The 10,904-nt window shown below is 72.2% G+C and carries 11 protein-coding genes; 5 read left to right on the top strand and 6 right to left on the bottom strand.

Going from position 1 to position 10,904, the window contains the following annotated elements:
* Nucleotides 1-46: 46 nt before the first annotated feature.
* The 3 genes from MQN93_RS23000 to MQN93_RS22990 form a co-directional block, all read right to left on the bottom strand.
* Complete coding sequence (locus tag MQN93_RS23000) at nucleotides 47-652, bottom strand: Rv1733c family protein (protein ID WP_016433527.1); 606 nt, start codon at nucleotides 650-652, stop codon at nucleotides 47-49.
* Between the two features lie 121 nt (nucleotides 653-773).
* On the bottom strand, nucleotides 774-1,688 hold the full coding sequence (locus MQN93_RS22995) for an MOSC domain-containing protein (protein ID WP_242711065.1): 915 nt from the start codon (nucleotides 1,686-1,688) through the stop codon (nucleotides 774-776).
* A 51-nt stretch (nucleotides 1,689-1,739) separates the two neighbouring features.
* Nucleotides 1,740-2,183 (bottom strand): DUF6643 family protein, encoded by a 444-nt coding sequence (locus MQN93_RS22990; RefSeq protein WP_016433525.1) that lies wholly within the window; start codon nucleotides 2,181-2,183, stop codon nucleotides 1,740-1,742.
* Between the two features lie 298 nt (nucleotides 2,184-2,481).
* On the opposite strand from MQN93_RS22990, the gene MQN93_RS22985 reads away from it, so the two are divergent.
* On the top strand, nucleotides 2,482-3,816 hold the full coding sequence (locus MQN93_RS22985; RefSeq protein ID WP_242711098.1) for a TerD family protein: 1,335 nt from the start codon (nucleotides 2,482-2,484) through the stop codon (nucleotides 3,814-3,816).
* Nucleotides 3,817-3,868: 52 nt separating this feature from the next.
* On the opposite strand, the gene MQN93_RS22980 is transcribed toward MQN93_RS22985, so the two are convergent.
* Complete coding sequence (locus tag MQN93_RS22980) at nucleotides 3,869-4,660, bottom strand: BPL-N domain-containing protein (RefSeq protein WP_242711064.1); 792 nt, start codon at nucleotides 4,658-4,660, stop codon at nucleotides 3,869-3,871.
* Nucleotides 4,661-4,670: 10 nt separating this feature from the next.
* On the bottom strand, nucleotides 4,671-5,840 hold the full coding sequence (locus MQN93_RS22975; RefSeq protein WP_372504437.1) for a glycosyltransferase: 1,170 nt from the start codon (nucleotides 5,838-5,840) through the stop codon (nucleotides 4,671-4,673).
* A 69-nt stretch (nucleotides 5,841-5,909) separates the two neighbouring features.
* On the opposite strand from MQN93_RS22975, the gene MQN93_RS22970 reads away from it, so the two are divergent.
* Both MQN93_RS22970 and MQN93_RS22965 read left to right on the top strand, forming a co-directional pair.
* Entirely contained in the window at nucleotides 5,910-6,695 is a 786-nt protein-coding gene (locus tag MQN93_RS22970) for a glutamate racemase (RefSeq protein ID WP_242711062.1), read from the top strand.
* A 105-nt stretch (nucleotides 6,696-6,800) separates the two neighbouring features.
* Entirely contained in the window at nucleotides 6,801-7,346 is a 546-nt protein-coding gene (locus tag MQN93_RS22965) for a hypothetical protein (protein WP_016433520.1), read from the top strand.
* Between the two features lie 83 nt (nucleotides 7,347-7,429).
* On the opposite strand, the gene MQN93_RS22960 is transcribed toward MQN93_RS22965, so the two are convergent.
* Entirely contained in the window at nucleotides 7,430-8,497 is a 1,068-nt protein-coding gene (locus MQN93_RS22960; RefSeq protein WP_278191043.1) for an O-antigen ligase family protein, read from the bottom strand.
* 244 nt (nucleotides 8,498-8,741) lie between these two features.
* Here MQN93_RS22960 and lnt point away from each other — a divergent pair, with 244 nt between their 5' ends.
* Nucleotides 8,742-10,352, top strand: a complete 1,611-nt coding sequence (gene lnt / locus MQN93_RS22955) for an apolipoprotein N-acyltransferase (protein WP_242711061.1) — start codon at nucleotides 8,742-8,744, stop codon at nucleotides 10,350-10,352.
* Between the two features lie 68 nt (nucleotides 10,353-10,420).
* Nucleotides 10,421-10,900: an NUDIX hydrolase gene (locus MQN93_RS22950; protein WP_242711060.1), complete on the top strand. Its 480-nt coding sequence runs from the start codon at nucleotides 10,421-10,423 to the stop codon at nucleotides 10,898-10,900.
* Nucleotides 10,901-10,904 lie beyond the last annotated feature (4 nt).

Genomic DNA, 10,904 nt, shown 5'->3' with positions numbered 1-10,904 from the left:
CCGTAGCGTGCGCGCGGGTGGTGGGTTGACCAGAGCGGGAAGGCCGTCAGCTGCCGGCGCCGGTCCTGCCCCAGTCCGGGCCCGCCCGGTCCCAGGCCTGGTCCCAACGGGCGTACCGGCGAAGGACCATGCGCCACACCACGAGGCGTCGGACCCCCTCGACGACGCCCGCGGTGAGCATGGCGGCACCGAACCCGGCGAGCACTGCATGGGTGGTCGCCGTCGCGGCGTCGAGCGGCCTGGCCACGATCCGGCCGTGCCGGTCCGTCCATATCCTGAAGTGGTCGCCGCGGTGCGGGGACTTGAGGTCCGCCATCGCCGTGCCGTGGTGTCCGGAGCCGTCCGGTGCGATCCAGTCGGCGACGACGCGGCTGCGCAGATCCCGCGCCGAGGAGGTCTCCGGGTCGGTGTCCAGCGGCGAGGGGTCCAGCTTGCGGACGACGGTGGCCGTCACCAGGTGCCGGGCGGCGCGCTGGTCCCGCGCGGACTGCTGCAGGGCGTCCTGGGCGATGCCGCCGACGAGGGAGCCGATGACCGGCGCGGCGACGAGGATCAGCAGCAGCGCGGCCAGGGCCAGCCAGGCCTCGGCCAGATCGCTGGTGCGGCGCAGCGGATTGTGCCGCCAGCGCCAGAGCCCGCTGATGGTGCGCACTGTCCTCCACCCCCTTCCCGCTCCGTCATAACCCCCGGCCGGCCCGTTCCCATGCCGGCCCCCTCGAAGAGAGAGCGAAATCACCCGTTCCCGAGGTCTCTCATGAACTTCTCACGAAGGCTCAACGCGCGGACCCCCGGGCCTGGTTCCCGCGCATCGTGTCCGGTGCGGATCTTTCCGCACCGGCCGCGTCGTCCGGCCGGTCCGCCCGGGAGAGGACCGTGACCGGATCGCCGACGCGGATCGTGCCGGTGGACAGCGGCACCAGGTTCTGGCCGAAGGCGAGCCTGCCGTCGATGCGGCGGTGGCGCCCCAGCGTGAGAAGGGGCTCCCTGCCCCGCACGGCGGTGCCCTGGTCGGTGGTGGTCACCACGCATCTCCCGCATGCCTTGGCGACTCGGAAGATGACCTCGCCGATGGCGATGCGCGACCACTCGTCCTCGGCCCAGGCCGTGGTGCCCTGCACGACGACGTTCGGCCGGAACCGGTTCATCGGCAGCGGCCCCTCGGCGGGACGGGTCCCCTGTGCGATCAGGGAGTTGAGGGCGTCCAGGGAGGCGGTGGTGGTGAGCAGCAGCGGAAAGCCGTCCGCGAAGGCGACCGTCTCGCCCGGTCGTGCGTACTCCGGGTCGAGGGGACGGCGCGTGGCCGGATCGTCCATGTGCACGAGGCGCACGTGCGCGCCGAGATGGTCACTGCACCAGGAATGGGCCAACTCGCCCTCGGCGAGGACCCCTTCGACCTTGTCGCCGAAGACGTCCACCGGCACCGTCCCGAGCGGCCGGGGCACCGGCACGGTCAACGGGTCCATGCCCGGAGCGGACAGCCGGACGCCGCCGCCCGGGACGGACTCGGCGGCGGCGAGCGCGAGGCGCGGCTGCTGACGCTGGGTGACGACCTTTCCCCCGTCGTCGATCAGTGCCCAGCGCCGGTCCCCGGCCAGCCCCCAGGGCTCCACGACGGCCTCCCGGGGCGCGAAGCCCCGGAACGCCTTGACCGGGTGGACACGGACCGACTGCAGCAGAGCGTTCCCCATGAGGCCATCGTGCCAGGTGGCGGTGACAACCGAGGGAAGACGCCGGACGACTCAGTAGCCGCCGCGGTACTGCTGCTGGCCGTTGTACGGCTCCTGGTACTGGGCCGGGGTCGGCCGGGGAGCCGCGGGGCGCATCGCCTCGTAGCCCATGCCGGACGCCATCGGCCGTTGCGGCTGCGGCTGCTGCTGCGGGCCGGGGTAGCCGCGCGGGGCCGTGGCCTGTTGCGGGATGTACGCCGCGGGTGCCTGCTGCAGCGGAGCGGGCTGCTGCGCCTGCGGATAACCGTAGGAGGACGGTGCGGAGGGGCCCGCCGGAAGGGCGGGCAGGGCCGACGGCAGGGCCGGCAGATAGCTGCCCGGCGCGTCGTACGCGGCGGGTACCCGGATCGGGGCGATCTGCGGGGTGCCCCGCTCGGCAACGAGCCGGTCGTAGATCGGGGTGTCCGGGAAGGCGGAGTAGTAGCCGCCGCCGAAGGTGGAGCGGGGGGAGGTCATGGCTCATAAGTTAAGCCCTCGATGTGCTAGTTGGGGAGACCGATAAGAGGGTTGTTTTCAGTGTCCGCAGTGACGCGGGATCCCCAATGCGAGCGAACTTGGCAAAATAGGGCGTCGAACGGAGTCAGAATCCTGTAAAGGCCGAGTTCCGAGCGGGTTACCGACGGGTCGGTCTCGGGTCTTCCTGTGCCGCTCGTGGGAGTTCGCTGTCCTTGGGAATAGGTTGTGTGTCGAGACAACCCGAAGGGCTGCCGGACACGGGCTGGCGCGGTCACACGCGATGGGGGCGGACATGTCAATGTCGAAAGGTTCGAATACACCGGTGCCGACGGCGGCACTGCGGGTGGAATTGGGCTGGCGTTCCGGCCCCGGCGTCCCGGACGCGGACGCCTCGGCGCTCCTGCTCGTGGGCGGCAAGGTCCGTTCCGACGGTGACTTCGTCTTCTACAACCAGCCGGGGCACTCCTCCGGCGCGGTGCGCCACGAGGGCAAGAGGGACGGCGGCGGACAGATCGTCGACAGTCTTTTTGTGGACCTCGCGCGCGTGGAGCCCGCGATCGAGACCATCGTCCTCGCCGCCTCGGCCGACGGAGGCAGTTTCGGGCAGATCCCGGATCTCTACATCGAGGTCCGCGATGCCGCCCAGGGCGGTGTGGTGGCCCGCTTCGACAGCACGGGCGCGAGCGTCGAAACCGCATTCGTGCTCGGTGAGTTCTACCGCCGGCAGGGCGCCTGGAAGTTCCGCGCCGTGGGCCAGGGCTACAGCAGCGGGCTCGAGGGCCTGGCCACCGACTTCGGCATCACGGTGGACGAGCCGCAGCAGGCAGCCCCTGCGGCCGCTCCCGCGCCCCCGCCCGCGGCGCCTCCGGTCGCACCTCCGGTGACGATGCCGCCGCCCGTCGCCCCGCCCGTGACCACGCCTCCGCCCGCCGCGCCCCCGGCCGCTGCCCAGCAGCCCTGGCCGTCGGCACCGCCCGCACCGTCCGCCCAGCCGGTCAGCCTGAGCAAGGTGACGCTCACGAAGGCGGCCCCCGCGGTCTCACTGGCCAAGCAGGGCGGCACCTCGGGCTCCATGCGCGTGAACCTCAACTGGCAGGTGCGCAAGCAGTTCTCCGGATGGGGCAGCAAGCGCGGCCGGGCGGTCGCGATGCACCGCGACCTCGACCTGGACCTGTGCGCCCTGTACGAACTCGCCGACGGCCGCAAGGGCGTCATTCAAGCCCTCGGCAACGCCTTCGGGGCGCTGCACCAGCCGCCGTACATCCACCTCGACGGCGACGACCGCACCGGTGCCGTCGAGAGCGGCGAGAACCTCACCGTCAACCTCGACCACAAGAACGACTTCCGGCGGATCCTCATCTTCGTGACGATCTACGAAGGGGCGCGGTCCTTCGCGGACCTGCACGCCACCGTCACTCTCCAGCCGCAGTACGGCGCCCCGATCGACTTCTCGCTCGACGAGTGCACGGTGCCCTCCACGGTGTGCGCCCTCGCCCTGATCACCAACAACGGCGGGGACCTGGTCGTCCAGCGCGAGGCGCGCTATCTGGTGCCGGAGCGCGGGGTGAGCCCCCAGCGGACCATCGACTACGCCTACGGGTGGGGCATGAACTGGACCCCCGGCAGGAAGTGACGGCCCCCGGGCCCGTCCCGCGACGGGCCCGGCCCCGGCGTCTCTACGGGCGTCACAGCCCGCTGACGGTCTCCTCGATCAGGTCGTGACCGAGATCGAGGCGCACGCCGTCGGGATTGCGCAGACCCTCGTCCTCGTACCAGGAGGCGTCGGCCTCCGGATGGGGGCCGACGACCCCGACCCGGCCCCTGCCGTACGGCGCGACGACGGCCGCCACGGTGCCGTTGTCGTATCGGGCGAGCACGGTGGCGTCGGCGCCGTCGTCCAGGAGGAAGACCGGCCCGTCCTGGAAGTACATATGACGCGGCTCGTCCCGCCAGTGCACCGGCACGACCGTGTCCCGCTGATCGCGGACAGAGGCGTCGCGGGAGGCGATGTACGCGTCGGTGTCGCCGGGCAGCAGATCGAACCCCGGGTTCTGCCCGGCCAGATAACCCCCCATGCAGAAGCCGAGATAGCGGCCGCCGTCCCGGACCCAGTCACGGATCGCGCCGGCCGCTCCCTTCACCTCCTCCCATGCCGCGTCGAGGTCGTCGCCGCCACCGGGCTGGACATAGACGTCGGCGTCCGCCAGAGCGGTCGCGGTCAGGGGGATCTCCTCGTCGGGTCCGACGTACTCGACGGTGAAGGGACGCGGGGCCTTCTCCAGGAGCGACGCCACCGACTCCGGGCATCCGTCGCAGGCCGCCGGGCCGCGGTAGACCAGTGCCGACAGCGGGGCGGACACATGCCGTGAGTCGTCCGCCCCGGAGCAGCCGGCAGCGGTCAGAACGGCCGCGACCACCGCGGGCACGACCCGGGTGAGCGGCCGCCGCCGGTACCAGGAGTGCACAGGGGGTGTCACCTTCGCCGCCTCAGAGGGAGTGCTCGTCCGCCATGGGGTCCGGGCGCGCGTAGGTGCGGCCCTTCCAGGCGGCACCGCGCCCCCGGTAGTGCTGCACCGCGGAATCGACGGTCATGAGGAGGTACAGGAAGGCGGTGAACGGCAGCAGGGGAGCGAGCCACAGCGGCTGGCCGTAGTAGCGGAGCATCGGGATGTACGTCCCTGTCATCACCAGCCAGGCGAGGCCGCCGAGGAGCGCGGCGGCCGTCCCCCCGGTGGCCAGACCGGCGATCAGGGTCACCGGCGGTACCAGATACACCAGGGCCAGCCCGAGCACCGTCCCGAGCAGCACCAGCGGGTTGTGCCTCAACTGCGCGTACGCGCTGCGCGAGACCATCCGCCACAGGTCGTGCAGCCGCGGATAGGGCCGCACGCTGTCCACCTGTTCGGCAAGGCCCAGCCAGATGCGGCCGCCGCTGCCCTTGACCGCGCGCGCGAGCGCCACGTCGTCGATGACGGCATGCCGGATCGCGTCCGGGATCCGCGCACGCTCGGCGGCCTCGGTGCGCAGCAGCACGCAGCCGCCCGCGGCGGCCGCCGTCCGCGTGCCCTTCCCGCCGATCCGGCGGAACGGATACAGCTGCGCGAAGAAGTAGACGAAGGCCGGCACCACCAGCCGCTCCCACGGGCTCTTCACCCTCAGCCGGGCCATCTGCGAGACCACGTCGAAGCCGCCGCTGCGCGCGGCGGCGACCAACTCCCGCAGGCTGTCCGGCGCGTGCGCGATGTCCGCGTCCGTCAGCAGCAGATATTCGGGCTCACGCGCGCGTGCCAGTGTGATGCCGTGCCGTACGGCCCACAGCTTGCCCGTCCAGCCGGCCGGCGGTTCGCCGGGCGAGCCGACGGTCAGGGGCAGTCCGCCGTGTCTGTCCGCCAGTTCACGGGCCAGGGTCCCGGTGCCGTCCGAGCTGCCGTCGTCGACGAGGAAGATCTCCGCCCGGCCCGGATACCTCTGGGCGAGCAGGGACGGCAGACTCGCCGGAAGTACCTCGGCCTCGTCGCGTGCGGGTACGACGACACAGACCGGCGGCCAGTCGGCCGGGTCCTCGCGGCGCGGAAGTCTGACGTCGGTACGCCAGAAGAAGCCCTGACAGAGCAGCAGCCACAGCCAGGCGACGAGGGAGACGACGGCGGTCCACACAATGGCGCTCACCCGCGCAGTGTGCCCCACCCGGCGGGCCCGTAGGGGCCCATCGTCTATCGTGGCCGAGTGAAGATCGCGCTCATGGACTCCGGAATCGGTCTGCTGGCGGCCACCGCCGCGGTACGGCGTCTGCGGCCCGACGCAGATCTGGTGCTCTCCCTGGACCCCGACGGCATGCCCTGGGGCCCCAGGACTCCCGAAGACCTGACCGAGCGTGCCCTTCTGGTCGCCGAGGCGGCCGCCGCGCACCAGCCCGACGCCCTGATCGTCGGCTGCAACACGGCCAGTGTGCACGCCCTGCCCGCCCTGCGGGCCCGCCTCGAGCCGGGTGTGCCGGTCATCGGCACGGTCCCGGCGATCAAGCCGGCCGCAGCGGGCGGCGGCCCGCTGGCGATCTGGGCGACGCCCGCCACCACCGGCAGCCCCTACCAGCGCAACCTCATCGCGGAGTTCGCCGACGGCGTGCCGGTCACCGAGGTCCCGTGCCACGGCCTCGCCGAAGCCGTGGAGCACGCGGACGAGGCGGCCATCGACACGGCCGTCGCCGCGGCCGCGGCGCTGACCCCGGACGATGTAACGACCGTCGTCCTGGGCTGCACCCATTACGAGCTCGTCGCCGAGCGCATCCGTGCCGCCGTGCAGCAGCCGGGCCGCCCGCCGCTCGTGCTGCACGGTTCCGCCGGTGCCGTGGCCGCCCAGGCACTGCGCCGGATCGGTGAGCAGCCCGCCCCGGAGGCCCCCGCCACCGGAACCCTCACGGTGCTGCTGAGTGGCCGCGAGGGCGCACTCGTGGCGCCCGCCCTGGCCTACGAGGAGGGCCGCCTCCTTCGGACGGCCAGCCCCGCCCGCTGAACGAAAGCCGCGAAACGGACGCCGTGGGTCCGGGATGGGCCGGACGGCGCAGTCACTGACCGCGACTCGGTGCCCGCGCAGCGAAACCTGAGTAACCTCGTAGCCATGAGGGACCACCCCCACGGCGAGAACGCCAAGCATCCCGATGTCTGGACCGGACGCGCGACCAACCGGATCCAGTGGCTGCTGGCGCTCGGCGGTGCGGCCTTCATGGCGCTCGGCGTCGAGCTGGCGGTCGACTCCGCCTGGGGGTCCGGCATCGCCCCTCTCGTCATGTCCGTGGTCGGCTGCATCGCGGCCGGGCTGCTGGTCCTCTTCGGCACGCTCGCCTTCGTGCACGTCGATCTGAAGCTGGACAGGGAGTGCGTCGAGGTGCGCTGCGGTCACATCGGCGTGCCGCGCCGCCGCATTCCCCTCTCGCATGTCGCGGGAGCGGAGTTCGCCGAGCACGTCACTCCGCGCCAGTGGGGCGGCTGGGGCTACCGCTGGCGGCCCGAGAAGGGAACCGCCGTCGTCGTACGGCGCGGCGAGGGCATCGTGCTGCGGCTGTGGGACGGCCACACATTCACTATCACCGTGGACAACGCCGAGTCCGCCGTCAGCGTCATCCGGGACCGCCTGCGCCCGGGCTCGACCGGCGCGCTGCACTGATCAGCACCGCACTGATCACCACCGCACGGACCAGCACCGCACTGATCAGCACCGCACGATCGACCCCGTAGGCCACCGGCCCATCACGGCGTCAGCCGGCCGTTGCGCGGCCGTACCTTCAGCTCCTCCTGTGGTGACTCGTCCGCGAGCGGATGGGCCGTGGCCAGGCCCGCGAGAACGCCCGCGCCCACCGAGACGGCGGTGAAGCTCAGCGCGTTGCCGACCGTGGCGATCGTCGCGAGCGCCGTCAGGGCCGCTCCGGCGGTGAGCACGACCGGTGTGGGGCGCGGGGAGCGCCACAGTGCGTGCAGCACCCAGCAGAAGGACGCCCCGAGCAAGGCCACGCCGACGACACCCTGTTCGGACGCCTGCTGCAGCAGCGCCGAATGCGGTTTGCCGTCCGAGAGCAGGGTCCGGGTCGCCGTCGTGCTCAGTTCTCCGAACCGCTCCGGGCCGACGCCCAGGGCGGCGTTGTGATGCGCCAGATGCAGGGCGTCGCGCCACAGGTCGATCCGGTGCGGGGTGAGCTGGCCCTCCAGGGACGAGGTCAGTCCGGCGGGCAGGGCATCGCCGGCGACGGCCCAGGTCAGCCCGGTCACCGTGACCGCGGCCAGGGCGAAGCCCGCGATGCCCAGGCCGCGGTTGCTCATCCGGCCGGCGGCCAAGGAGCACAGCAGTACGGCGGCGCACGTCACGAATCCGCTGGTCGAGCCGAGGAGGGCCGCGGAGACCGTGATGCCGACCGCCAGCGCGCCGAGGGCGAGGCGCACGGCCGGGAACGGTGTCGACCAGGCCGCGCAGCACGCCGCACCGGCACACAGCGTCAGCAGCGCGGCACTGGCACCGGCGTGCCCCAGCGGCGCGACGATCTGGGGTCCCGGGGCCAGATGGGGAACGGCGACGGCCAGACCGAGCCCGGCCAGCGCCCCGGCGCAGGGCGCTGCCACCGGCAGCAGCGCCCCGCAGATCCGCCCGGCGGCAAAGCCCGCCGCCACGGCGAGCACCGCGAGCAGGACGCCCTCCGGGCGTCCCTCGCGCACGGTGGCCGTGATCAGCGACCAGGTGGCGCACGCTCCCAGCACCACCACGCCCGCCGCGTCAGAAACGTTTCGTCTCTCGCCGACCTCCCCAGGCCCGGCGTCAGACGTCATCCCCGTGGAACCCACCCCGCCCCCAGAACCCGACCGAGGCCCCCCGACCCCGTACGACCCAGGTCGCCGGGCGCCTGACCGCCCCGCGACTGTGGCTGGGCACACCGTAACGGCTGATGGACGTTTTGTGGATGAGTTGGACCGAGTTATGCAGGAACGATGCGGCGCCTGGGCCGCCCGGCGTCGCGTGCTGCCCCCTGGACCGCGCTGTCCGGGCCGAAGTCACCCGCCGTACACTCCCGGAGTGACCGTCACCGCTACTTCCGTGGACGAATCGGACCAGTTGGAGCCCCCGAACGCGCCCGCCTCGCTCGCGGCCCGCCTCGTACGCTTCGTCCCGGCTCTCGCCGCGGCGCTCTGCGGAGTGCTGCTCTACGTCAGCTTCCCGCCACGCACCCTGTGGTGGCTGGCCCTGCCGGCCTTCGCCGGGTTCGGCTGGGTGCTGCGCGGGCGGAGCTGGAAGGCGGGTCTCGGTCTCGGTTACCTCTTCGGCCTCGGATTCCTGCTGCCGCTCCTGGTGTGGACCGGTGTGGAGGTCGGCCCCGGACCCTGGCTCGCGCTGGTCGCCATCGAGGCGATCTTCGTCGCGCTGGTCGGCGCGGGCGTCGCCGCGGTGTCGAGGCTTCCCGCGTGGCCGCTCTGGGCGGCCGCGGTGTGGATCGCGGGCGAGGCGGCACGCGCGCGCGTGCCGTTCAACGGCTTCCCCTGGGGCAAGGTCGCCTTCGGCCAAGCCGACGGCGTCTTCCTGCCGCTGGCCGCGGTGGGCGGTACCCCGGTGCTCGGCTTCGCGGTCGTCCTGTGCGGCTTCGGCCTCTACGAGGTCGTGCGTGTCGCCGTCGAGGCCCGGCGCACCCGCGCCGTCCGGCGGTCGGCCGCAGTCACCGCGCTGCTCAGCGTGGCCGTGCCCTTGGCGGGCGCGGCGGCCGCCCCGCCGCTGGTGAGCGACAAGGCCGAGAACGGCTATGCCACCGTCGCGGTCATCCAGGGCAATGTGCCCCGCTCCGGCCTCGAGTTCAACGCCCAGCGGCGTGCCGTCCTCGACTACCACGCGCGCGAGACGCTGCGCCTGGCCGCCGACGTCAAGGCCGGCAAGGTCCCCAAGCCGGACTTCGTCCTGTGGCCGGAGAACTCCTCCGACGTCGACCCCTTCGCCAACGCCGACGCCTACGCGGTCATCGACCGGGCGGCCAAGGCCGTCGGGGTGCCCATCTCGGTGGGCGGCGTCGTCGAGCGGCACGGCAAGCTCTACAACGAGCAGATCCTGTGGGACCCGAAGAAGGGCCCCACCGACACCTACGACAAGCGGCAGATCCAGCCGTTCGGCGAGTACCTGCCGCTGCGCTCGCTCATCGGGGCGATCAACAGCGACTGGACGTCGATGGTCCGCCAGGACTTCAGCCGGGGCACCAAGCCGGGCGTGTTCACCATGGACCACGCGAAGGTCGGCCTGGTCACCTGCTACGAGGCGGCCTTCGACTGGGCCGTGCGCTCCGAGGTCACCGACGGTGCGCAGCTGATCTCGGTGCCCAGCAACAACGCGACCTTCGACCGCAGCGAGATGACCTACCAGCAGCTCGCCATGTCGCGCGTGCGTGCCGTCGAGCACAGCCGGACCGTCACGGTGCCGGTCACCAGCGGCGTCAGCGCGATCATCATGCCGGACGGGAGGATCACCCAGAAGACCGGCATGTTCGTCGCCGACCACCTGGTGCAGAAGGTGCCGCTGCGGTCGTCCGAGACACCGGCGACGCGGATGGGTGTCCTGCCGGAGATCGCCCTGGTGCTCATCGCCGCGGGCGGCCTGGGCTGGGCGATCGTCGCCGGAGTGCGCGGGCGGCGCGCCCGGGGCATGTAGCCGTACGCCGGGCGTACGCCTCCTGGAGTGCACAGAGGCCGGGGCGCCGGCCGTTTAGGGTCGGAACCATGCCGATACCTGACTTCATCCGTGACATCCGGGCCACCGCCGGCCACCAGCTGCTCTGGCTTCCCGGCGTCAGCGCCGTCGTGTTCGACGACGAGGGCCGGGTTCTTCTCGGGCAGCGCGCGGACAACCAACGGTGGGCACTGATCTCCGGCATCCCGGACCCGGGTGAACAGCCTGCCGCCGCCGTGGTGCGGGAGGTGCAGGAGGAGACGGGCGTCGAGTGCGTCGTCGAGCGGCTGGTCTCGGTGCGGTCCGGGAAAGAGGTGACCTTCCCCAACGGCGACGTCTGCCAGTTCATGGACGTCTGCTTCCGGGCCCGTGCCGTGGGCGGCGAGGCCCGGGTGAACGACGACGAGTCGCTGGACGTGGGCTGGTTCGCGCTGGACGCGCTGCCCACCCTGACCGACTATCACCACTTCAGGATCAAGCAGGCGCTCACCGACGAACCCACATGGTTCGAGCCTATGAGTATTGGCTGAAGTA

This window comes from Streptomyces spinosisporus, from assembly GCF_022698145.1.
Taxonomy (GTDB): Bacteria; Actinomycetota; Actinomycetes; order Streptomycetales; family Streptomycetaceae; genus Streptomyces; species Streptomyces spinosisporus.
Note: the sequence above shows the minus strand (reverse complement) of the source record. Positions and strands in the feature narration are given on the sequence as shown.